This window comes from Promicromonospora sp. NPDC057138 (genome assembly GCF_042670845.1).
In the GTDB taxonomy this organism is placed as follows: domain Bacteria; phylum Actinomycetota; class Actinomycetes; order Actinomycetales; family Cellulomonadaceae; genus Promicromonospora.
Genome location: NZ_JBHUUX010000065.1, coordinates 1 through 23,171 on the forward strand (window position 1 = coordinate 1; position 23,171 = coordinate 23,171).

Annotated in this window: 18 protein-coding genes and 1 pseudogene; 10 read left to right on the forward strand and 9 right to left on the reverse strand. The window is 72.6% G+C overall.

Features of this window, described 5'->3' with window-relative positions:
- Positions 1-63: 63 nt before the first annotated feature.
- The 4 genes and pseudogenes from ACFT2C_RS24195 to ACFT2C_RS24210 all read right to left on the reverse strand — a co-directional run bounded on the left by ACFT2C_RS24195 (position 64) and on the right by ACFT2C_RS24210 (position 5,386).
- The gene (locus tag ACFT2C_RS24195; protein ID WP_377209658.1) at positions 64-1,869 is read right to left on the reverse strand and encodes a dipeptide ABC transporter ATP-binding protein; all 1,806 of its coding nucleotides are present in this window, start codon (positions 1,867-1,869) and stop codon (positions 64-66) included.
- Positions 1,870-1,998: 129 nt separating this feature from the next.
- Positions 1,999-2,898 (reverse strand): annotated as a pseudogene (locus ACFT2C_RS24200) (ABC transporter permease); the annotation flags it as partial.
- On the reverse strand, positions 2,895-3,842 hold the full coding sequence (locus ACFT2C_RS24205; RefSeq protein ID WP_377209636.1) for an ABC transporter permease: 948 nt from the start codon (positions 3,840-3,842) through the stop codon (positions 2,895-2,897). The gene ACFT2C_RS24205 and the pseudogene ACFT2C_RS24200, both read right to left, overlap by 4 nt.
- Before the next feature lie 26 nt (positions 3,843-3,868).
- Entirely contained in the window at positions 3,869-5,386 is a 1,518-nt protein-coding gene (locus ACFT2C_RS24210) for an ABC transporter substrate-binding protein (RefSeq protein ID WP_377209637.1), read from the reverse strand.
- A gap of 134 nt (positions 5,387-5,520) precedes the next feature.
- Between ACFT2C_RS24210 and ACFT2C_RS24215 the strand changes: the two genes are divergently transcribed.
- Together ACFT2C_RS24215 and ACFT2C_RS24220 are read left to right on the forward strand one after the other, a co-directional pair.
- On the forward strand, positions 5,521-6,345 hold the full coding sequence (locus ACFT2C_RS24215; protein ID WP_377209638.1) for an exodeoxyribonuclease III: 825 nt from the start codon (positions 5,521-5,523) through the stop codon (positions 6,343-6,345).
- A 146-nt stretch (positions 6,346-6,491) separates the two neighbouring features.
- Positions 6,492-8,420, forward strand: a complete 1,929-nt coding sequence (locus tag ACFT2C_RS24220; RefSeq protein WP_377209639.1) for a septum formation family protein — start codon at positions 6,492-6,494, stop codon at positions 8,418-8,420.
- Here ACFT2C_RS24220 and ACFT2C_RS24225 read toward each other — a convergent pair.
- Together ACFT2C_RS24225 and clpB are read right to left on the reverse strand one after the other, a co-directional pair.
- A complete protein-coding gene (locus tag ACFT2C_RS24225) occupies positions 8,398-9,447 on the reverse strand; it encodes a winged helix-turn-helix domain-containing protein (RefSeq protein ID WP_377209640.1) in 1,050 nt (349 codons plus the stop codon). The two genes, ACFT2C_RS24220 and ACFT2C_RS24225, sit on opposite strands and share 23 nt — an antisense overlap.
- Positions 9,448-9,773: 326 nt before the next feature.
- Positions 9,774-12,416: an ATP-dependent chaperone ClpB gene (clpB, locus tag ACFT2C_RS24230; RefSeq protein WP_377209641.1), complete on the reverse strand. Its 2,643-nt coding sequence runs from the start codon at positions 12,414-12,416 to the stop codon at positions 9,774-9,776.
- 126 nt (positions 12,417-12,542) lie between these two features.
- Between clpB and cpt the strand changes: the two genes are divergently transcribed.
- From cpt to ACFT2C_RS24250, 4 genes are all read left to right on the forward strand, one after another.
- The gene (cpt, locus tag ACFT2C_RS24235) at positions 12,543-13,130 is read left to right on the forward strand and encodes a chloramphenicol phosphotransferase CPT (RefSeq protein ID WP_377209642.1); all 588 of its coding nucleotides are present in this window, start codon (positions 12,543-12,545) and stop codon (positions 13,128-13,130) included.
- Positions 13,127-13,462, forward strand: coding sequence for a helix-turn-helix domain-containing protein (locus tag ACFT2C_RS24240; protein ID WP_377209643.1), 336 nt, complete (start codon positions 13,127-13,129; stop codon positions 13,460-13,462). Before cpt ends, ACFT2C_RS24240 begins: the two co-directional genes overlap by 4 nt.
- Positions 13,463-13,533: 71 nt before the next feature.
- Positions 13,534-14,334, forward strand: a complete 801-nt coding sequence (locus ACFT2C_RS24245) for a sulfite exporter TauE/SafE family protein (RefSeq protein ID WP_377209644.1) — start codon at positions 13,534-13,536, stop codon at positions 14,332-14,334.
- Positions 14,335-14,509: 175 nt separating this feature from the next.
- Complete coding sequence (locus ACFT2C_RS24250) at positions 14,510-14,845, forward strand: ArsR/SmtB family transcription factor (RefSeq protein WP_377209645.1); 336 nt, start codon at positions 14,510-14,512, stop codon at positions 14,843-14,845.
- A gap of 91 nt (positions 14,846-14,936) precedes the next feature.
- Here the strand turns inward: ACFT2C_RS24250 and ACFT2C_RS24255 are convergent, their stop codons facing one another.
- From ACFT2C_RS24255 to ACFT2C_RS24265, 3 genes are read right to left on the reverse strand one after another with little or no spacing between them, the layout of a single operon-like run.
- Positions 14,937-16,391, reverse strand: coding sequence for a carboxyl transferase domain-containing protein (locus ACFT2C_RS24255; protein WP_377209646.1), 1,455 nt, complete (start codon positions 16,389-16,391; stop codon positions 14,937-14,939).
- On the reverse strand, positions 16,388-17,605 hold the full coding sequence (locus tag ACFT2C_RS24260; protein ID WP_377209647.1) for a CaiB/BaiF CoA transferase family protein: 1,218 nt from the start codon (positions 17,603-17,605) through the stop codon (positions 16,388-16,390). The genes ACFT2C_RS24255 and ACFT2C_RS24260 overlap by 4 nt, the downstream gene beginning before the upstream one ends.
- A 5-nt stretch (positions 17,606-17,610) precedes the next feature.
- Positions 17,611-18,933 (reverse strand): SLC13 family permease, encoded by a 1,323-nt coding sequence (locus ACFT2C_RS24265; protein WP_377209648.1) that lies wholly within the window; start codon positions 18,931-18,933, stop codon positions 17,611-17,613.
- A 103-nt stretch (positions 18,934-19,036) separates the two neighbouring features.
- On the opposite strand from ACFT2C_RS24265, the gene ACFT2C_RS24270 reads away from it, so the two are divergent.
- The 4 genes from ACFT2C_RS24270 (at position 19,037) to ACFT2C_RS24285 (ending at position 23,129) form a co-directional block, all read left to right on the forward strand.
- Positions 19,037-19,765: a FadR/GntR family transcriptional regulator gene (locus tag ACFT2C_RS24270; RefSeq protein ID WP_377209659.1), complete on the forward strand. Its 729-nt coding sequence runs from the start codon at positions 19,037-19,039 to the stop codon at positions 19,763-19,765.
- Entirely contained in the window at positions 19,762-20,523 is a 762-nt protein-coding gene (locus tag ACFT2C_RS24275; protein ID WP_377209649.1) for a sulfite exporter TauE/SafE family protein, read from the forward strand. The genes ACFT2C_RS24270 and ACFT2C_RS24275 overlap by 4 nt, the downstream gene beginning before the upstream one ends.
- A gap of 582 nt (positions 20,524-21,105) precedes the next feature.
- A complete protein-coding gene (locus ACFT2C_RS24280; RefSeq protein WP_377209650.1) occupies positions 21,106-21,756 on the forward strand; it encodes a winged helix-turn-helix domain-containing protein in 651 nt (216 codons plus the stop codon).
- Complete coding sequence (locus ACFT2C_RS24285) at positions 21,753-23,129, forward strand: MFS transporter (RefSeq protein ID WP_377209651.1); 1,377 nt, start codon at positions 21,753-21,755, stop codon at positions 23,127-23,129. The genes ACFT2C_RS24280 and ACFT2C_RS24285 overlap by 4 nt, the downstream gene beginning before the upstream one ends.
- The last annotated feature ends 42 nt before the right edge of the window (positions 23,130-23,171 follow it).

Sequence of the window (23,171 nt, forward strand, 5' to 3'; positions counted from 1 at the left end):
TGTCAGACCCGCAGGTCACTCGGGTGACCTGCGGGTCTGACACGTCCGCGGGTTTCTGACAGGTCAGCGGAGGAGGAGTGGGGTCGCGTCGCGGAGCTTGCGCGTGTAGTCGTGCTGCGGGGTGTCGTAGATCTCGCCCGTGGGACCCTGCTCGACGATCACGCCGTCGTGCATCACCGCGACCTGGTCGCAGACGTGCCGCACCACGCCCAGGTCGTGCGAGACCAGGAGCAGCGTCAGGGAATACTCGTCCGCGAGGCTCGCCAGCAGGTCGAGCACCTGACGCCGGACGGAGACGTCGAGCGCGCTGACCGGCTCGTCCGCCACGAGGATGCGCGGCCGGCAGACCAGGGCTCGCGCGATCGCAATGCGCTGCCGCTGCCCGCCCGAGAACTGGTGCGGGTACCGCTCGGCGGCGTCGAGCGGCAGCCCGACGGCGTCCAGCATCTCGCGCACGGCGTCGCGCCGGGCGGACGCTCCGGGGCCCCCGCGAAGACCCGCAGCGAAGCGAGGACGCTTCGTGGGGTGTGCCGGATGCGGGCCCGCGCGCCGGATCGAGCCGGCCTGCCCTGAGCCTGTCGAACGGGTCGGGACCTCGCGGACGTTCGCCGGGTTCAGGAGCGGCTCCGCCACGATGTCGCCGACGTTCATGCGCGGATCGAGCGAGCCGTACGGGTCCTGGAACACGACCTGCAGGGCGGCGCGCAGGTCGCCCAGCTCGGACGACGTCGGCCCTGGCCCGCCGCCACGGGCACCACCGGTGCCGGGCCGACCGCCCGCGCGCCCGGCGCCGTCGGGCGCCACGCTCAGGTCCACGCCCGCGCTGATGACCCGGCCCGACGTCGCGCGGTCCAGGCCCGCCACGATCCGCAGCAGCGTCGACTTGCCCGAGCCGGACTCGCCCACGATGCCGAACCGCTGCCCCTCGGCGACCCCCAGGGAGACGCCCCGCAGCGCGTGCACCGCCTGCCCGCGGCTCGTATAGGTCCTGGTCACGTCCTCGACCCGGATGAGGGCGGGTTCCGGGACGACGGCGGGCGGGGTCTCGACAAGCTCGACCCCCGACGACCGCTCGACCAGGGACGACTGCTCAACCAGGGACGGCCGCTCGGCCCGGGGCTCCAGGGTCGACGCCGCCAGCAGCCGCTTCGTGTAGGCGTGGCGGGGGTGCGCGAACACCTCGGCGACCGGGCCCTCCTCGACCACGACGCCGTCGAGCAGCACCACCACCCGCTCGCACACCTGGGACACCACCGCCAGGTCGTGCGTGACGAACAGCAGGCCGGCGCCCCTGTTCCGGACCAGCCGCACCATGAGGTCCAGCATCTGGCGCTGCACGGTGACGTCGAGGGCGGTCGTCGGCTCGTCCGCCACGAGCACCGCAGGGTCGTTGGCGAGCGCCATCGCCAGCACGACCCGCTGCCGCTGCCCGCCGGACAGCTCGTGGGGGTAGCGCCGGGCGGCGCCGTCGGGCAGGCCCACCTCGGCCAGGAGCTCGCCGGACCGTTTCGTGGCCCCCCGGCGTGTCGCACCGTGCAGGGTCATCGTCTCGGCTACCTGGCGGCCGACGCGCATCAGCGGGTTCAGCGCCGTCATCGGCTCCTGAAACACCATCGACATCGCCTCGCCGCGCAGCCGCGCCAGCGCGCGCTCGCCCCGGTCCAGGAGGTTCCCCGGCACCCCGGCGAGGCCGATGTGCCCGGTGGCCCCGACGCCGTCGGGCAGCAGGCCGAGCGTGGCGAGCGCCGTCATCGTCTTGCCCGAACCGGACTCGCCGATCAGCCCGACCCGCTCCCCGGGAGCGACGCTCAGCGAGACGTCGGAGAGCAGCGCGCGCCCGCTGTCGGTGCGGACCGAGAGGTCGCGGATATCGAGGGCCGGGGCCGGTTCCTGAGCCTCGCGGAGGGCCGGCTCGACGGCCTGCGAGGTCTCGCCGGGCTCGACCCGCGATGCTGGCGCGGCCTGAGAAGCGGCCGGGCCGACGGCGGACAGCCGCGGGTCCAGGACGTCGCGCAGCCCGTCGCCGAGCAGGTTGAACCCGAGCACCGCCACCGCTATCGCGACGCCCGGCACGATCGCGAGGTGGTCGGCGACGCCGAGGAACTGCTGGGACTCCTGCAGCATGCGGCCCCACGACGGCGTCGGCGGGGGCGTGCCCAGGCCGAGGAACGACAGCCCGGCCTCGGCGAGCACGGCTATCGCGAAGTTCACCGAGCTCTGCACAAGCACGGTGCCTGCGATGTTGGGCAGCACGTGCCGCGCCGCGATCGCGGGCTCGCCGCGGTTGGCGGCGCGGGCGGCGAGCACGTAGTCGGACCGCATCACCTGCAGCGTCCCGCTGCGCGCCACGCGCGCGAAGGCCGGGATGGAGCCGATGCCGAGCGCGACCATCGCCGTCACCGTGCCCGCGCCGTATACGGCGCCCAGCACTATGGCGAGCAGCAGCCCGGGGAACGCGAGCAGGATGTCGCTGCCCCGCATCAGGAGAGCGCCCAGCCGCCCGCCGCGCATCCCAGCGAGGACGCCGAGCGGCACGCCCACCACCGCGGCGATGCCGACCGCCACCACGCCCACCAGGAGCGTGATCTGGGCTCCGGCCATGACCTGCGAGAACACGTCGCGGCCGAAGCGGTCGGTGCCGAGCCAGTGCTCGGCGCCCGGCGGGAGGAGGCGCTCGGCGCCCGCGTGCTCCGGGTCGTACGGCGTCCAGACCAGCGACACCAGCGCCGTCACGACGACCAGCCCCACCAGCACCGCACCGATCACGAGCTGGGGGTGCACGCCGGGGCGGCGGCGGGTCTCGACAGGCTCGACCACCGGGGATCGCGGGTCGCCCTTCGACGGGCTCAGGAACCGCGGGTCGAGACCTCCGACGGCGGCCGTGGCCGGGCCGGTCATGACGCCCTCCTCAGCCGGGGGTCCAGCAGGGTGTAGGCGAGGTCGACCAGGAAGTTCAGCAGCACCACCAGCACTACGAGCACGGCCACTATCGACTGCACGGCGAGCAGGTCGCGGTTGCCGACCGACTCCAGCAGCAGGCTGCCGAGGCCCGGCACGGCGAACACCCGCTCGATCACGACGGCGCCGATCAGCATCGACGCGATCTGCACGCCCACGACCGTCACGATCGGCACGCCGGCGTTCCGCAGCCCGTGCCGCACCAGCGCGCCCGTGAAGGTGAGCCCCTTGGCGCGGGCGGTGCGCAGGAAGTCCTCGCGCATGATCTCCAGCACGGCGCTGCGCACGTACCGCGTGATGATCGCGGCCTGGACCGAGCCCAGGGCGAGCGCGGGCAGCAGCACGTGCCGCCAGAACTCCCCGAGCCCGTCGACGGGCGCCACCCAGCCGCCCGACGGCAGCCAGCCGAGACGCACCGCGAACAGCGCCACGAGCAGCACGCCCACCAGGAAGTTCGGCACGGCCACGCCCACCTGGCTCACCGCGGAGAGCGTCACCCCGCCCGCGTTCCGGTGCCAGACGGCGGCCAGCGTGCCCACCGGCACCGCCACCACCAGCGCGATCAGCATGCCGAGCAGGACGAGGATGCCCGTCACCTGCACCCGGTCGGCGACGAGCGGCGTGAGGTCCTGCGACGTCACGTAGCTCGTGCCGAGGTCGCCCGTGAGCAGCCCGCCGACCCACTCCAGGTACTGGGCGACGAGCGGCCCGTCCGTGCCGTGCTCGGCCCGCCAGGCCGCGAGCGCCCCGGGGGAGGCCTCGATCCCGAGGGCGACGACGGCGGGGTTGCCGGGCAGCACGCGCAGCAGCACGAAGATCGCCGCCGTCGCCACGAGGAGGGTGGCGGCGAGCTGGGCGAGGTGCGAGGCGAGGTGTCTGGCCACGGTTGGTCGTCCGGCGTCGGACCGGGTCAGCTGGCGGACCAGGTCAGGCCTGTGAGGTCCATCGATTCCGTGGTGGCGTTCGCGGCGATGCCGCCCAGGCGGGCGTCGGCGACGACGGTGTTGGGGAAGAGGAACAGCGGGTCGCTCGCGGCGTCGTCGACGATCATCCGGGCGACCTCCTGCATGCCTGCCACGTACTGGTCGGGGCTGCCCTCGTCGGCCTGCTCGGCGACCTGGTTGATCTCGGGGTTGTCGTAGCCGATGTAGTAGTCGGGGTCGCCGAAGATCGTCAGCATGTCCCGCGCCTCGGTGTGGAGGATCACGGACATCTGGTAGTCGTGCTCCGTGAACACCTTGTCCAGCCAGACGGCGGGGAACTCGGCCGGGACGATCTTCGCGTCGATCCCGACGTCCTTGAGCTGCGACACCACCACCTGGGCGACCGCCTCCGCGTAGGGACGGGTCGGGACGTCGAAGGTGATGCTCAGGTCCTCGGCGCCGGCCTCTTCGAGCAGGTCCCGCGCCCTGTCCGGGTCGTACGGGTAGGCGTCGGTCAGGTCCTGGTAGTACGGGTCGGTGGGCGGCACCATCGAGCCGATGAGCTCGCCGTGCCCCGCCCACGCCGTGTCGAGGACCGCCTTGCGGTCGATCGCGTACATGACCGCCTGACGCACCCGGAGGTCGTCGAAGGGCGGCGCGGCGTTGTTCAGCGAGAGCAGCACCTCGCCCGTCGAGGTGCCGTCGATGACCTGCAGGTCCTCGTCCTGCGCGAGGCCGCCCAGCAGGTCGGGCGCCTGCATGTTGTACGCCATGTCGATGTCGCCGGACCGGACCGCGTTGGCCTGGGCGGTCGCGTCGGCGAAGTAGCGGACCGTGATATCCGGGACGGCAGGCGCCTCGCCCCAGTAGTCGTCGCGGGCGGCGAGCGTGATGTGGTCGCCGGTGACGACCTCCTCGACCGTGTAGGGGCCGGTGCCCACGGTCTCGGTCGCCAGGTCGGCGGACAGGTCGTCGGGGAACATGGCGCCCACGGACGTGCCCATGTCGAACAGCCAGGCGTTGCTCGGGTGCTTCAGCGTCACGGCGACCTCGGTGTCGCTGATCGCCTCCGCCTTCCCCACGACGTCCATCTTGGACTTCAGGCTCAGCGTCCAGTCGTCCTGGACGCGGGCGATCGACGCCACGACGTCGTCCGCGGTGAAGGCCGAGCCGTCGGAGAACGTCACGCCGTCGTGCAGCGTGAACGTGTAGACGGTGCGGTCCCCGTTGACCTCCCACGACTCGGCGAGCTGCGGCTGGACCTCGCCCTCTTGGTCGATGGTCACCAGGCCCTCGTACACGTTGTTCATCAGCAGCTGCGGGATGGCTGAGCCCGACGTCGTCGTGAAGTCGAGGTTGGTCGGCTCCCCCGTCAGCCCGACGACGACGTCGGTGCGCGCCCCTCCGGTGCCCTCGCCGGAGGCTGCCGAGCATGCAGCGACCAGGGCCGCGGTGGTGAGGGCGACGACGGCGCCGACGGCGCGACGCCTGGTGAGGATCTGCACGGAGCCAGCGTAGTCGGGGTGAACCTCACGTTTGTCAGGGTCCGAGAAGTGCGGCGGGAATCACACTGAGGCTCTCGCCTCGGGCTTTCTGCTGCCCGCGGGAATCACTGTGGTCGCTGAATAGACTCGTCCCCGTGCGCCTCGTCACCTGGAACGTGAACTCCATCCGCACGCGCCTCGACCGCGTGCTCGGCTTTCTCGACCGGTCGCAGACCGACGTGCTGGCGATCCAGGAGACCAAGTGCCGCGACGACCAGTTCCCCACGGCGGCGTTCGAGGCCGCCGGGTACGAGGTCGCCCACTTCGGGCTGTCGCAGTGGAACGGCGTGGCGATCGCGTCGCGGGTGGGCCTGGCCGACGTCGCCACCCAGTTCCCGGACCAGCCGGGCTTCGCCAAGCCGATCATCGAGGACGACGTGAGCCCGCTGCTCGACGTCGTCCCGCCGATCGAGGCACGGGCGATCGGCGCGACCTGCGGCGGCGTCCGCGTGTGGAGCCTGTACGTGCCGCACGGCCGCGCGCTCGGCGACCCGCACTACACCTACAAGCTGGCCTGGCTGGAAGCCCTGCGCACCTCGGCGCAGACCTGGGCCGACGCCGGGGACGCCGTCGCGCTCATGGGCGACTGGAACGTGATCCCGCTCGACACCGACGTGTACAACCCCGCGGACTTCGCCGGGAAGACTCACGTGTCCCCGCCCGAGCGGGCCGCGTTCGAGGCCTTCGGCAAGGCCGGGTACACGGAGCTGACGCGGCAGTTCATCCCCCAGGAGCACACGTATACCTATTGGGACTACCAGCAGCTCGCGTTCCCGCGGAACAAGGGGCTGCGGATCGACTTCTGCTGGGCCTCGCCGGCGCTCGCCGGCCGCGCGTCGGGTGCGGTCATCGACCGGGAGGAGCGCAAGGGCAAGGGCGCGTCGGACCACGTCCCCGTGCTCGTCGACCTGACCGACTGACGCCTCCCGCGTACGGAGACGGATAGCTCCGGGTTCCACGCGCGATGGGGAAATCGGCGGGTGAAATTGTCCATAAACGGAGCGCACCCGAACCGGGCGCCGTTCCGGTGGCAAGGTAGTAGCCGAATGTCGGTAAGTTAACCTGCATGACGTCGACGCCCGACCAGTTCCCGGCCGCCACCGAAGTCGCCAAGGTGCGGGTCACGGATCCTGTCGACAAGGCGTCCGAGGTCGAGTCGGAACAGGATCCCGGGCCGGACGACGCCGTCGGCGCCAGCGATCCGGCGAGCGGCGCTGAGGAGTCCGAGCAGGCCGGCGATGCGAGCGACGCCGGGGAGCCGACGAACGGAGTCGTCGAGTCGGTGCCCTCTGCCGAGGCGGCGGCGTCCGCCGGGGAGGACGGGGCAGCGGCGTCGGCCGGGGACGACGCGGCCGAGGCGTCAGCGGCGAGCGCGGCCGCTGAGCCGGTCGAGGACGTCGCCGGCGAGGGCGCGGAGGCCGACGCGGGGTCTTCGGCCGCGGCCAGTCCCGAGACGGACCAGCCGGAGGCAGCACCCGAGGCAGAGCCGTCCAGGGCAGCAGAACCTGCGGCCGAAAGGCCCGCGCCCGCCGAGCCCAGGACCGCGGAGCCCGCGGGAGCCGCCCCGGTCGCGGAGGCAGAGCCCGCTTCAGCCGAGGCCGTCGACACCGAGCCGGCCCGGGCCGAGCCCGCCGAGACCACCTCCGGGCTGCCGCGCCGGAAGAAGCGCGACGAGGCCCCCACAGAAGAGATCAGCATCGTGCCGCCGCCTGTGCGGCCAGGACCCGCGGCCGCGAAGCCCGTGCAGTCGGCCAAGGCCGAGCCCACTGCGAAGTCCGAGCAGTCGGGGAAGCCCGAGCAGTCGGGGAAGCCCGAGCAGCCCGGCGAGGCCGAGACGGACGACGCCGACACCGGATCGGACACGTCGACGTCCGCCGCGACGAGTGCACCCGGCGACCCGGCGCCGTCGGACAGCGATACGACGCCGTCAGGCAGCGCGACGCCGTCCGACAGCCCGACGACGCCGGTCATCGACGAGACGTTCGACTTCAAGGCGCTCTCGTTCGCCGCGATCACCGCCGCGCACAAGAAGGCGCTGGGGCCGCGGACCGTCGTCGGCGAGGTGGAGGTGACCGGAGAGCCGGCCGCCGGGGGCACGGCGTCCGAGGAGCAGAAGGCCGGGGACGAGGCTGCCGCCGAGGAGGCGCCGGCCAAGGCCACGGCCGGTGCGGACGTCGAGCAGGCCGCCTCGACGTCGGCGGATTCCTCCCAGGGGGAGGCGGCCGCCGAGACCGAGGAGCCGGCCGCGGCGACCGAGCTCTTCGCGTCGCCCACGACGCACGTCCCGCCGGCCCCCGCGCCGCCGAGCCCGTTCCCGACGCCCGCCGCGCCCGCGCAGCACCAGCCCGGAGCGCCGGCCCGGCCCGCCGTTGCGCAGCAGCAGCCGCCGTCGCCGTTCCCGGTCTCGCCTGGGGGCTCGGCGCACGGCTTCCCGGCCGTGCACGACTACGCGCCCGAGGCGTCCTACGCCGGCTGGCGTCCGGCGACGCCCGAGGACGAGTCCGCCAAGCGTCGCCGGTACGCACTGATCGGCGGCGCGGTGGTGGCCCTGATCGCCGTGGTGGCGGTCGTCGCCATCATCGTGAACCTGGTCAACAGGCAGCAGTGGGAACCGATCGAGGCGATGATCGCGGAGCCGCAGGAGGTGCACCCGCTGCAGCTCGTGCTCGGCTCGTGCGTGGAGTCGCTCCCCGACGACGGCGAGGTCACCGAGGTGCTCGCGGTGCCCTGCGACGCCTCGCACACCGCTCAGGTGGTGGGCCGCACCGACTTCGCCGACGCCGCCGTGTGGCCGGGCCGCGACGAGGTCGACAAGCGCGTCGCGCTGGTCTGCGGCACCAAGCAGCTCGGGCCCGTCGCCCGCACCAGCCCGCTCGCCGACTCCGTGCGCTACGTCGTCTGGGGCCCGAGCGAGGAGTCGTGGGACGACGGCGACCGCGTCGGCCTCTGCCTCGCGACCACCGCGGACCCGATCACACAGGATCTCCTGCAGTAACCGGCAGTGCGGCGGGCCGCACCGCCGCTGTCGGCAGCGTCGGGACCCGCCCGCCGCAGCCGTCCAGCAAGGTCTGGCCCAGCGGGGTCAGGGCGTGGATCACGGTGTTGCGCTCGCGCCCGGAGGCGATGAGCCCCGCGTTGCGCAGCACGGTGGCGTGCTCGGACGCCGACGCCGGGGAGATCGCCAGCCGCTGCGCGATCTCGCTGGTGGTGGCCCCGGTCCTGAGCGCGCGCAGCACCGCGGCCCGGGTGCGGCCGAGGAGCGCGGTGAGCTGGCGGCCGCCGTCCGACCGGGTCTCGAAGCCCCGGTCCATCCCCGCCTGCTCGTGCATGATCGGGTAGAGAAGCACGGGCGGCAGCTCCGAGTCGGCGAGCGTGATCGGGGCACGCTGGCAGAAGTACGACGGGATGATGAGCAGACCGCGGCCAGCCAGGTCGACGTCGCGCTCGGCGGCCGTCGATACCGACAGGACGGGGTGCTCCCAGCGCACCGAGGGATGCAGGGTCCGTAGCGCGTGCTCGGTGCCGCCCTCCACCCAGGCGCGGGTCCGCGCCGCGCGGTCGACGTCGACGGCGGCCCGGATGCCGCTCCAGTACGGCCCGACCGCCTGCTCGTAGTACGTGCGCATCGCGACGCCGAGCCCGCGGAGCGCCGGCGCGGAGCCGTCGGCGAGGTCACGCATCCAGAGGTGCGGCTTGTGCCCGCGCACCAGCAGCGAGATGTCGTTGCGGAGCCGGGGGCGGGGCGTGGACAGCACGGCGTCGAGCCCCGCCTCGAAGTCGTCGGTGCCCGTCACCGGCGTGAGAAAGTCCGGCGAATACCCCCGTGGAGGCGTCAGCCGCAGCAGCATCCGGGCCGCCGGGTGCAGCCCGGACAGCACTCGCTCACGCCAGGGCGCGAACATCGATGCACCCGAACGCTGGTTCGCCACGTGGGCGCTGAGCAGCACCTCCCACATGGGGTCCGGGCCCGGTGCGATCCGGACCCGGGCAAGATCGTCGGAAGTGAAGTGGAACCGCAGCATCAGGCCCTCCCTGACCGTCCGCCTCTCCCCATGGCCCCCATCGGCTCGCCCCCCGCGTGCCCTTGACCGTGCTGAGCCCGTGCGCGGCGCACCGCGCGCGGTTTTCACGCCGCACGTACAAAGGGACGTGCGGGATTTCAGGTTCTGGGCGATCGAGCCGTCACCTTCACAACACCATCACACGGTGGCGTCCGGCGGCGTCTCGTCCGGCCAGGCCCTTCGATAGTTCCCTCGTCCCACCGAGGATGGCAGGCCGGCGCCTCGCGCCGCATCGACCGAACAACGTAATCCGGTGTACGTCGAACGACGTACACCGGATGTCCGGATCACGCGGTCAGCACCCGCCGTTCCAGGGTCAGGCCCTCGCCGTCCGCGCGGTCGACCACCACGGTGTCGCCGTCGGACACCTCGCCCGTGAGCAGCAGCCGCGCGAGGCGGTCGCCGATCTCGCGCTGCACCAGGCGGCGCAGCGGCCGGGCGCCGTACGCCGGGTCGAAGCCTTCCAGTGCGAGCCACTCGCGTGCCGCCTCCGTCACGTCGAGCGTGATGCGACGGTCCTCGAGCCGCTTCGCGAAGGCCCCGACCTGGAGCTCCACGATCTGGCCGAGCTCGTCCAGCGTCAGCGAGTCGAAGATCACCACGTCGTCGAGCCGGTTGAGGAACTCGGGCTTGAACGCGGCGCGCACGGCGGTCATCACAGACTCGCGCCGCTCCTCGTCCGACAGCATCGGTTCCACGAGGAACTGCGAGCCGAGGTTCGACGTCAGCACCAGGATCGTGTTGCGGAAGTCGACGGTGCGGCCCTGGCCGTCGGTGAGGCGGCCGTCGTCGAGCACCTGCAGCAGGACGTCGAACACCTCGGGGTGGGCCTTCTCCACCTCGTCCAGCAGCACTACCGAGTAGGGCCGACGCCGGACGGCCTCCGTGAGCTGGCCGCCCTCCTCGTACCCGACGTACCCCGGGGGCGCCCCGACGAGCCGCGCGACCGAGTGCTTCTCCCCGTACTCGGACATGTCGATGCGCACCATGGCGCGCTCGTCGTCGAACAGGAAGTCCGCGAGCGCCTTGGCGAGCTCGGTCTTGCCGACGCCCGTGGGACCGAGGAACAGGAACGAGCCCGTGGGCCGGTCGGGGTCGGAGACGCCGGCCCGGGTCCGTCGCACGGCGTCGGACACCGCGGCGACCGCGGTCTGCTGCCCGATGAGGCGCTGCCCGACGACCTCCTCCATATGCAGGAGCTTCTCGGACTCGCCCTGCAGGAGCCGCCCGGCGGGGATGCCGGTCCACGCGGCGACGACCTCGGCGATCTCGTCCGCGCCGACCTTGTCGGCGATCATGGGCGGGGTCTCGACAGGCTCGACCAGCGACTCACCGGCGGTCGAGCCTGTCGAGACCTCGCTCGTCGCCTCTGCCTCTTCGGCCGCCGTGAGCTCCTTCTCGACCACCGGGATCTCGCCGTACTGGATGCGCGCGGCGCCCTCGAGGTCGCCCTCGCGCAGCTTGCGTTCGGCGTCGGTGCGCAGCTCGTCGAGGCGGGCGCGGAGGTCACCGACTCGGTTGTGCCCGGCCTTCTCGGACTCCCAGCGCGCGGTGAGCGCGGCCAGTGCCTCGCGGCGGTCGGCCAGATCGGCCCGCAGCCGCTGCAGCCGCTCCTTGGAGGCGGCGTCCTCGGACTCGGACAGCACCACCTCCTCCATCTCGAGGCGCGTGACGACGCGCTGCAGCTCGTCGATCTCGATCGGGGAGGAGTCGAGCTCCATGCGGAGGCGCGACGCGGCCTCGTCGACCAGGTCGATCGCCTTGTCGGGGAGCTGCCGCCCGGAGATGTACCGGTCGGAGAGCGACGCGGCAGCCACGAGCGCGGAGTCGGCGATCGTCACCTTGTGGTGCGCTTCGTAACGCTCCTTGAGCCCGCGCAGGATCGCGACCGTGTCCTCGACCGACGGCTCGCCGACGAAGACCTGCTGGAACCGGCGCTCCAGGGCGGGGTCCTTCTCGATGTGCTCGCGGTACTCGTCGAGCGTGGTGGCGCCCACCATGCGCAGCTCGCCGCGGGCGAGCATGGGCTTGAGCATGTTGCCCGCGTCCATGGCACCCTCGCTGCCTGCGCCCGCGCCGACCACGGTGTGCAGCTCGTCGATGAAGGTGACCACCTCGCCGTCGGACGACCTGATCTCTTCCAGGACCGCCTTGAGTCGCTCCTCGAACTCGCCGCGGTACTTCGCGCCGGCCACCATCGAGGCCAGGTCCAGCGCGACGAGGCGCTTGCCCTTGAGGGACTCGGGCACGTCGCCCGCGACGACCCGCTGGGCCAGCCCCTCGACGACGGCGGTCTTGCCGACGCCGGGCTCGCCGATGAGCACCGGGTTGTTCTTGGTGCGGCGGCTCAGTACCTGGATCACACGACGGATCTCCGAGTCGCGGCCGATCACGGGGTCGAGCTTTCCGTCCCGGGCGCGCTGCGTCAGGTCGGTGCCGTACTGCTCGAGCGCCTTGTACGTGCCCTCGGGGTTGGGGCTGGTGACCCGGCCCGATCCCCGGACGGCGGGCAGCGCGCCACGCAGGGCGTCGGCCGTGGCCCCGGCGGCGGACAGGATCTGGGCCGCGGGCGACTGGCCGGCCGCGACGGCGATCAGGAGGTGCTCCGTGGAGACGTACTCGTCGCCCAGCCCCTGTGCTTCCTTGGACGCCAGGTCCAGGACCGTGGCCATGGCCCGGCTCGCGCTCGGCTGGGCCGTGCTCACGCCGCTGGTCTGGGGCAGCGCGACGAGGGCCGCCCGCACCTGCTGGCCGATCGCCTGCGCGTTCGCCCCGACCGCGTCGAGCAGCCCGACGGCGACGCCGCGCTCCTGCTGGAGCAGCGACGCCAGCAGGTGGACCGGCTCGAGCTGCGGGTTGCCGGCCGCCGACGCCGACTGGATCGCGTCGCCGATCGCCTGCTGCGACATGGTCGTGAACTTGGTGTCCATGAAGCCTCCCAGGGCTGGTGAAGGTGGGCAGATCCCTACCCGATGAAACCTCGGCAAAGTTGAGTCTATTCCGCTCAACTTGGTATTCACTGTAGCGCGCGCCACCGACACTCGTACGGTGGCGGCATGCACACCCAGGTCATCGTCCTCAACGGCGGTTCGAGCTCCGGGAAGTCCCGGATCGCGCGCAGCCTCCAGGCCGTGCTTCCCGATGCGTGGCTGTCGCTCAGCGTCGACACCCTCGTCGACGCGATGCCCGCCCGGCTGACGACCGGCGGCGACGGCATCGGGTTCGCGGAGGACGGCGGCGTCGACGTCGGGCAGGAGTTCATGACGCTGCAGGACGCCTGGATCGCCGGACTGGTCGCGATGGCGCGCGCGGGCGCGCACCTCGTGGTCGACGACGTCTTCCTCGGAGGCGCCGCGTCGCAGCGGCGCTGGCTGGACGCCCTGGGCGACGTACCGACGCTCTGGGTGGGGGTGCACTGCGACGCGGCCGTCGCCGAGGACCGCGAGGCCGCCCGCGGCGACCGCGTGTCGGGTATGGCCGCGAAGCAGGCCGACGTCGTCCACGAGGGCGTCGCCTACGACCTGGAGGTGGACACGACGAACACCGAGTCCATGGACTGCGCGCGGGCCATCGCAGCACATCTGGGGTACCTGTCGGAGCGAAGTGCTGTCGAGCAAACACCAACGCGGGGAGGACGATCATGAGCACGTTCCACAAGTGGAGCGACATCCGTCCGGGCATCGTCGAGTCCCTCGGCGGAGAGGAAGCGCTCGAAGATGCTCGTCAGCAGACGCAGGCATATATCGATGGATATCGCCTCGCGGAGCGGCGGCGTTCGCTCGGCATGACCCAGAGCGATGTCGCTGACCGGATGGGCGTCTCCAAGAGTTGCATCTCCCAGATCGAGCGCGGTGAGGTCTCGACGTTCAATGTCATCGCTCGCTACGTCGATGCACTGGGCGGACAGATCCAGGTGTCGGCAGTCTTCGGCGACGACCACTACATCCTCCGCGGCACGGGCACCTCTGCCGCGTAGCCAGGAGAACTGGCAGTACCGCGGACTGACCCGCTCGACGACCATCGCGGCGCACCTGAGATCATCACGGGGTGACCGAGCAGACTGATGCCTCCCTGACCCCATCCCGCTCCGTCCTCGTCGGGATCGTCGGCGGGACCTTCTCCGGGCTGTTCGGCCTCGGCGGCGGCATCGTGATGGTGCCCCTCCTGACCTCGCTCGGCGGCCTGACGCAGCGCCGCGCCAGCGCCTACTCGCTGGCGGCGATCCTGCCGGCGGCGATCGTCGGGTCCATCCCGTACCTGACGCACGACGCCGTCGACCTCATCGCCTCAGGACTGCTCGTCGTGGGCTCCGTGATCGGCGCGGTGGTCGGCGCGCGGCTGCTCGCCCGCGTCCCCGAGACCCTGCTGCGCTGGCTGTTCGTCGGGGTGCTCGTCGCGGGGATCGTGCGGTCGCTGCTGGACGGGTTCGGCGAGCCGCCGTCGGTCGACACCGCCGAAGGGCTGCCCAGCGTGCTCGACGGCGTGGGGATGGTCGGGCTGGGCCTCGTCATGGGCATCGCGTCCGGCCTGCTCGGTATCGGCGGAGGTCAGCTCGCCGTGCCGGGCCTGTCCGCGCTGTACGACTTCGCTCCCGCACTCGCCAAGGGCACGTCTCTCGTCGCGATGATCCCGACCGCCATCTCGGGGACCTGGGTCAACGCCCGCAACGGCCTGGTCCACCTGAAGGCCGCCGCGATCATCGGCCTGGTGGCGTCGGGCTTCTCGTTCGGCGGCGCGAGCCTGTCGGTCATCATGCCCGACAACGTCGCCTCGATCGCGTTCGCCGCCCTGCTCGTCTTCGCGCTGATCCAGCAGGTCCGCAAGGCCCTCCAGAAGCAGCGGCACTGAGCAGCGGGGTCGGCAGTCCGCTGAGGCTCGTTCGCCAGGTCGGCACCTGGCATCGAGATCGGTTCAGCGCTGGACCGATCTCGATGCCAAGTGCCGACCTCGGCGCAAGAGCCCAGCAAGGTGCCGACGTCGGGGTAACGGCTGATCAGTCCGCAGCGGACGGCGGCCCCTGGCGGTGGACCCGAATCAGGATCGGCAGTACCCCTGCCGGGGCGTCGGACGCCTCGCCCTGTCGCTCGACCGGTCACCCGTCCCGCGCGACACGGCTCGGCTCCTCGGCCGGAGCAAGGTCGGCTTGCTCCAGGCCCTGCTCTCGCCGTCCACCACGACGGACCTCGCCCGGGAGCTCGGCACGACGCCGAGCGCCGTCGCCCAGCACCTGAGTGTCCTACGCGCCAACGGCCTGGTCAGCGGCCAGCGCAGCGGCCGCCGCGTCCTCTACGAGACGACGACGCTCGGCAGCGCGCTCCTCGCAGGAGCAACCCACCCGGGGCCGTGTTGCTCCGCGTAGACGATGTCCACCCAGAGCAACCGACCTGGAATTCGTAGGGACGCCCGGCGCCCGATTCGTAGCGTCGCCCGACGGCGATCGACCGCTGGGCCTACAGCTGGGCGCGGCCCGCGAGCACCCGACCCGCGTCCATCTCGCGCAGCACCGCCGCACACTCCGCGGCAACGGCGACGGCGACGTCCCGCGCCGTGTCGCCGTCGTACTCCGGGACCACCCGCTGCACCGCGCCCTCCGCGAGCAGGTCGACGGCCCGCACGTGCTGCGCCTCCGCCATCTGCGCCGCGTGCGCGGTGTCCCCGTGCACGATGACGCTCGCCCCCTCGGGCGGCAGCGGCGACAGCCACGCGTGCTCCGCGGCGATCACCGCCCGAGCCGGCAGCAGCGCGAGCGCCCCGCCGCCGCAGCCCTGGCCGAGGATGACCGACAGCGTCGGCACCGTCATCCGTGTCAGCGCCGCCATGCAGCGCGCGATCTCGCCCGCGAGCGCGCCCTGCTCGGCGTCCTGCGAGAGCTCGGCGCCCGGGGTGTCGATCACCGCGACCAGCGGCAGCCGCAGCTCCTCGGCCAGCCCCATGGCGCGCCGCGCCACGCGCAGCGCTGCAGGCCCCATCGGGGTGCGCTCGGTCTGCCGGGTCCGGTCCTGTCCGACGACGAGGCACGGCCGGCCGTCCAGCCGCGTCAGCGCCACCAGCATCGACTCGTCGCGCTCGCCCTCGTCCGTCCCGGACAGCCGGACGGTCCCCGACGCCCCGTAACGCAGCAGGTCCCGCACCCCCACCCGGTCGGCCCGCCGGGTCAGCAGCACGGAGTCCCACGCGGACGTATCCGCGGACGGCTCCCCGGACCGGCGGGGCAGGGACGGCGCCGACGGCGGGTCCACCAGCACCGCGAGCGCCCGCTCCACCAGCGCGGGCAGGTTCTCGGGCGCTACGACGCCGTCGAGCACGCCCTTGGCGGCGAGGTTCTCGGCGGACTGCACGCCGTCGGGCAGGGCCTTGCCCGTCAGGGCCTCCACCACGCGCGGCCCGAGGAACCCGATGAGCGCGCCCGGCTCGGCGACGGTGAGGTGCGCGAGCGAGCCCCACGACGCGTACACGCCGCCGGTCGTCGGGTGCCGCAGGTAGACGAGGTAGGGCAGGCCGGCGTCGCGGTGGTCCATGACGGCGCGGGAGATCTCGACCATCCGCAGGAACGCGGGAGTGCCCTCCTGCATCCTGGTGCCGCCGGACGCCGTCGTCGCCAGGAGCGGCAGCCGTTCCGCCGTGGCGCGGCGGATCGCCGCCGTGATCCGCCGCGCGGCGGCCCGGCCGATCGAGCCCCCGAGGAACCGGAACTCGTTGACGACCACCACGACGGGCCGGCCGCGGACGCGCCCGCGCCCGGTGAGCACCGACTCGTCGGTGCCCGCCTTCTCGGCGGCCGCTGCCAGGACCGCGCGGTACTCCGCCGAGTGCCCGGACGTGTCGACCGGCTCGTCCCAGGACTCGAAGCTGCCCGCGTCGAGGACGAGGTCGAGCAGCTCTCGCGCCGTCCAGCGGCGGGTCATCGACCGGCCTCGGGCCCGAGCTCGGCCCCGGCCCCAGCCCCCGGTGCAGGCCCGTCGAGCCACGCCCGGATCCGGGCGGCGTGCTCGTCCAGCACCGGGGGCGCCTGGTGGTCCCGCCGGGTGACCTCGTCTCCGGAGGGATCGAAGAACCGCAGCGGCGGTCCCGGCAGGGTCACCGTGCCGAGGCTCGTGTGCTTCACGTCCACGAGGAGGCCCTGGCTGGCCGTCTGCTCCCATGCGTACACCTCGTCGAGCGTACGCACCCGGCCGGCCGGGATCCCGGCGTCGGCCAGCCGGGTCAGCAGCGGGCCGGCGTCGAGCCCGGCGAACGCCGTCTCGATGGTCTCGATGACCCGGTCGCGGTGAGCCACCCGCTCGGCGTTGTCCCGCATGCCCTCCGCGTCGGCGTCGAGCCCGAACGCCAGGCAGAGCCGCTGCCACAACGTCTCGGACCCGACTGCTATCTGGACGGCGCCGTCACGGCAGCGGAACAGGCCGTACGGCGCGATGGAAGGGTGGTGGTTGCCCTGCGCGTGCCCCACCTCCCCGGCGACGGTCCACCGCGTGCCCTGGAACGCGTGCACGCCGGTGACGGCGGCCAGCAGCGACGTCCGGACGACCTGCCCGACGCCGGTACTGTGCCGCTCGTGCAGTGCCGCTAGCACGCCGTACGCGCCGTAGATCCCGGCGAGCAGGTCGCCGATCGGCACGCCGACCCGCTGCGGGTCGTCCGGACCTGACCCCGTCAGGGACATCAGGCCGGCCTCGCCCTGGGCGATCTGGTCGTACCCGGCGCGCCCGCCCTCCGGACCGTCGTGCCCGAACCCCGTGATCGAGAGCACGACCAGGCGCGGGTTGCGCTCGAGCAGCATGTCGACGCCGAGCCCGAGCCGGTCCAGCACCCCTGGCCGGAAGTTCTCCACGAGCACGTCCGCGCGGTCGACGAGCGCGAGGAGGGTGGCCCGGCCCTGGTCGGCCTTGAGGTCGAGCGCTATCGACTCCTTGTTCCGGTTCGCGGACAGGAAGTACGTCGACTCGCGCGCGCCCTCCTCCCCGACGAACGGCGGGCCCCAGCCGCGCGTGTCGTCACCGCGGTCGGGCACCTCCACCTTGACGACGCGCGCGCCCAGGTCGCCGAGCATCATCGTGGCGTGCGGCCCGGCGAGGGCACGGGAGAGGTCGACGACGACGACGTCGTCCAGGGGTCCGGTCATCGTGCTCACCAGCCCGGCAGGACGAGGATGCCCCACACCAGCAGCGGCCCTACGAGGGTGACGATGATGGCGTAGTTGAGGATCTGCTTGTAGTAGGCCTGCTCGGAGATCGTGTCCGGGCGGTTGGCGAGCATCAGGGCTCCGTTCGTGGAGAAGGGGCTGACATCGACGATGGTCGACGAGACGGCCAGGGCGGCCGCCATCGCCCAGGGGCTGACGCCGCCGCCGACGATGAGCGGCACGGCGATCGGGATGATCACCGGCAGCAGCGCCGTCGACGACGCGAATGCCGAGACGATGCCGCCGACGTAGCAGAGGACGAGCGCCCCGATCGCGGCGATGCCCAGGCCGGCGGCCCAGGTACCGATGTACTCGGGCGAGCCCGCCTCGGTGAGGATCGTGGCGTAGGTGCTTACACCGGCGACGAGCAGCACGGTGGGCCAGGCGATCTGCTTGACGGCGTCCTTGTGCTGCTGCGGGGACAGCATGGCCAGCACGACGGCGGCGGTGATCGAGACGAAGCCGATGTTCTGGTCGAACGCCAGGGCGGTGGTGGCGACGGCGGCGAACGCGACGAGGGTCAGCACGTGGTCGCGGCGCACGCCGAGCGCGCGCGTGGTGGTCGAGATGCCGGCGCCCTGGCCGCTGACGGTGACCGACTGCCCGCCGGCGTGCAGGTCGTCGGCGATGTGGCCGGCCGCCTCCGCGGGGTCGACCCGCTCGCTCATGAGCTGGCGCCCGCCGAGCGCGAGGAACAGGATCACGGCCATCGCGGTGTTGATCGCGAGCGACGCGATGAACACGCCCATCTCGGTGCCCTCGTAGCCGACGTCGGCCATGACCGAGTTGGTGATGGTGCCGTAGATGCTGATCGGGGAGAACCCGCCGCCCTGGGCGCCGTGCACGACGAACATGCCCATCATCAGCGGGTTGATCTTGTACCGGCGGGCGAACCCGAGCGCGACGGGGCCGATGATGGCGCAGGCCGCGGGACTGGCCGCGCCGATGGCGGTGAGCAGCGCGGTCACGGCGAACATGACCCAGGGGATGAGCGCCACCTGTCCCCCGACCGCCTGGACGGCCTTGGAGACGATGAGATCGACGGTGCCGTTGTTCTTGGCGATGGAGAACAGATAGGTGACGCCGATGAGGGTGAGGACGAGGTCGGCGCTGATGCCGCCGAGCACCTCCTTCTCATCCATGTGCAGGGCGAAGACGCCGACGAACCAGGCCGCGACATAGGCGAGCGCGCCCATGTTGATCGGCAGCACCGTCCCGGCCACGAACAACGCGACGAGCGCGATGATCGCGATCCATTCAGGACCCATGAGAACTCCTCTTCCCATCGCGGCGGACATCGTTGACCGGCGAGACGCGATGGATCAGTGGCCTAGCCAATAGTCCAGTTTGTCATCTGTCAAGTACTCTCGACTGGTGACCCCCAAGGCTTCCGCCGAACTGCCGACACCGCTGGCCCGCACCCGCCTCTACGAGCAGGTGGCGGAACAGATCGCCACGTGGATCCGGCAGAACGGGCTGACGGCCGGGGACCGGCTGCCGCCCGAGCGCGAGCTCGCGTCCCGTCTCGGCGTCAGCCGCGCGACCCTCAGCCAGGCCCTCGTCGCGCTCGAGGTGGTCGGCGCCGTCGTGGTGCGGCACGGGGACGGCACCGTGCTGACCGGCAAGCACAGCGAGAGCCGCATCGTCGAGGCCATCCGCGCACATGCTCACCGGCTGCCCGAGATCATCGACATCCGGGACGCGCTCGAGACCAAGATCGCGGCGCTGGCCGCGCAGCGGCGCACCGAGGAGGACCTCGTCGCCATCGACGCGGCCCTCGACGCGATGGAGGCCTCCATCGAGCACGGGGACCGCGGGGTCGACGCCGACGAGCAGTTCCACGCGGCGGTGACCGCCGCGGCACACTCCGACCTCCTGGCCCAGACCATGCGCGAGATCGCGAGCCTGATCCGGGAGAGCCGGATCGAGTCGCTCTCGCAGCCGGGCCGGCCACGCAACTCGCTCAACGGGCACCGCGCCATCACCGACGCCATCCGGGCGCGCGACCCGGAGGCCGCGTCCGCCGCGATGCACGCGCACGTCGAGATGGTGAGCGACGTGGCACTCCTGCGGGACCGCGACCAGGGCGAGGGCCGATGACGGGCTGGGAACAGCTCGCGGTCCTCGGCGCCGGGCTCGGGGCCGGGGTGCTCACCTCGGCGGTCGGCGTCGCGTCGCTCCTGAGCTTCCCGGTGCTGCTTGCCGTGGGGCTGCCGCCCGTCGTCGCGAACGCGTCGAACACCGTTGGACTGGTACCCGGGGCGCTGAGCGGCGCGTTCGGCTTCCGCCAGGAGCTGCGGGAGCACCCCCGTGCCACGGCCCTGGTGCTCGTGACCTGCGCCGTCGGCTCGGTGGGCGGCGCGATCCTGCTCCTGGCGCTGACGCCGGGGGTGTTCGAGGCCGTGGTGCCGTGGCTGATCCTGCTCTCCTGCCTGCTCGTCGGCGCGCAGCCGTGGATCAGCGCCTGGCTGCGCCGCACTCGGAACGAGCCCACGCGCCTACGGCACGAGATGTCGCCGGCGACGCTGGTTTTCGCGGTGCTGACCGGCGCCTACGGCGGCTACTTCGGGGCCGGGTCCGGCGTGATGATGGCCGCCGTGCTCGGGCTGGGGACCGACTTCCCGGTGCGCACGGTGAACGCGCTCAAGACCCTGGCGGTGCTGGCCGCGAACGTCGTGGCGACGATCATCTTCGTGGTGGTCGCGGACCTGGACTGGCTGGCGATCGGGCTGCTCGCCGCGGGTTCCGTGGTGGGCGGGTACGTCGGCGCGCGCCTGGGCCGCAGGATGCCGCCGACCGTCTTCCGGGTCCTTGTGGTCACAGCGGGCATAGGCACCGCGGCGTTCATGCTCCTCTGATCAGGGCCGAGCTGGGCTGAGCTGGGGCTGGGCCAGGGCCGGGCCGGGGCTGGCCCAGTGGGCCGAACCGCAAGTCGGGAGCCCATCACGCCATCGGACAGCGCCGAGCCGCAAGTTGGTCGTGGATCCGGAGCCGAACCGCAGCAGACACGTCGTCCGAACCTCGCATCGACAAGCTCCTTGCGGCTCGATCTTTCGCACGACGACCAACTTGCGGTTCGACATCGTCCGACGGCCTGATCGGCGGGCAACTTGCGGCTCGGCATCGTCCGACGGCCTGATCGACGGGCAACTTGCGGCTCGGCATCGTCCGACGGCCTGATCGGCGGGCAACTTGCGGTTCGGCCCCCGGTCGATGGCTTGATCGGTGGGCAACCTGCGGTTTCGGCCGCCGGCCGATGGGGTGGTCGGCACGCAACTTTCGGTTCGGTATCCGGCGCTGTGTGCGGGCGCGACGACGTCGGCTGCTGCCCGCACATGCGGCCCGGGGAAGCCGCGCGAGGGGCCCAACTCGGCTCATCCGTGCAAACATCTTATGCATAACTCTTGTGCACAGAGTTTGTGCATGGTTATCCTGCACGCATGAGCACTCACCCGGACGACTTTCGCCTCACCCCCGAGGCCGTCAAGGTCCTCGCCCACCCGCTGCGCTCGCGCCTGCTCGGCACCCTGCGGCGCGGCGGTCCGGCGACGGCGACCACGCTCGCGACGGCGCTCAGCACCAACTCCGGCGCCACCAGCTATCACCTGCGCAAGCTCGAGTCGGTCGGGCTGGTCGCGGACACCGGCGAGGGCGCCGGCAAGCAACGCCTGTGGCGCGCCGCCACGAGCTCGCACAGCTGGGCGCCCTCGGAGCTGTCCGACGACGAGGACGCCGCCACGGCGCTCGGCTGGCTCGAGCGCGACTACCTGCGCCTGTTCAGCACCGACTTCGGCCACTGGCTCGACGTCGCCGAGGCATGGCCGGGCGAGTGGCAGGACGCCGCGGGCATGGGCGACTCCTGGGTCACGGTCAACCCGGACCAGCTCAAGGCGTTGCGCCGAGAGCTGGACGAGGTCCTGGAGCGCTACCGCGACGCCGACGCCGCCCCGGACGGGCGTCGCGTGACCTTCTGGAGCGCGGCCTTCCCTCTGGAACCGGACGACATCCCGGACACCGGTGCAGACTCGAACGACGCCGACGCCGCCGGCCAGGGCACCGACGCCGACGGTCGCAGAACGGGCCGATCATGACCCCGCTGACGCCGGCCCGTGCCCGCCGGGTCTTCCTGCTGCTGACCCTGACCCGGTGGTTCCCGGTCGGGCTGATCGTCTCGGTCACCACCCTGCTGCCGATCGAGCGCGGCCTGTCGGTGCCCGAGGCGCTCACCGCGCTGTCCCTCACCGGGTTCACGGTGTTCCTCCTGGAGCTGCCCACCAGCGGGCTGGCCGACGCGCTGGGCCGCCGTCCCCTGCTCGTCGCGGCAGGCGTGCTGCAGGTGGCGGCCGCCGTCCTGTTCCTCACCGCGCAGACTTTCTGGGCGTTCGCCCTGGCCGCGGCGGTCACCGGCGTGTTCCGGGCGCTCGACTCGGGCCCGCTGGAGGCCTGGTTCGTCGACACGGTGCACGCGACCGAGCCCGGGGCCGACGTCGACCGGCCGCTGGCCGCGCAGGGCACGGTGCTGGGCGCCTCCATCGCCGCCGGGGCCCTGGTCTCGGGCGGCCTCGTCTGGTGGCACCCGCTCGACGCGTGGTCCGCGCTGGCGCTCCCCTACGCGGTGTACGCGGCCCTGTCGGCGGCTCACCTGGTCGCGGTGACGGTCCTGGTCCGCGAGGTGCCGGGGGTCCCGGCCCGCGTGGCCGACGGCGCCCCCGTGGCCGGGCCCGGTGCGACGCCGGCCGCCCCGCCGTCGGGCAGCGAACGCACGCGCGCTCGGAGCCGCGCGGGGAGCAGGGTGCTGGAGTCCGCCCGGCAGGCGCCCGGGGTGGTCCGCGACGGCCTGCGCCTGGCGCGGGACAACCGGGTGCTGCGCTGGCTGCTGCTCGTCGAGGTGTTCTGGAGCGTCGGGATGGTGGTGTTCGAGACGTTCCAGCCGATCCGCCTGTCCGAGCTGCTGGGCGGGACGGCGGCCGGGGCCGCCCTCTCCGGACCGGCCGCGGCCGCCGGGTGGGCGGTGTTCGCGGGCGGGGCGGCGCTGACCGGGCTCGTCACGCCCCGCCTCGGCGTGGCGCGGACGGCGATCCTCGCGCGCGTCCTGAACGGGCTCGGGGCCGTGTGGATGGGCCTCGCGCTGGGCCCCGTCGGCCTGATCGCCGCCTACCTCGTGACGTACGGGCTGCACGGCTCCTGCGGACCCGCCTATCAGGCACTCCTGCACCGCGAGGCCGAGTCCCGCAACCGCTCGACGGTGCTGTCGATGGCGTCGATGCTGGGATTCGCCGCGTTCTCCCTGGCCGCGCCCGCCCTCGGCTGGGCGGCCGACCTGCTGTCCACGCAAGCGGCCATGGTGATCGCCGGGGCGTTCAGCACCCTGGGCGCCGCGTGCTTCCTGCCGGCGCTGCGCCGGGAACGGCTGCTGGCCAGGGCCTCGGCAACGGCGACGGCGGCGACGCCGGCCGCCGTCTGACCGCTCTGCCATACCTGCTACCAGGCGTCCCGCCCATGGGGA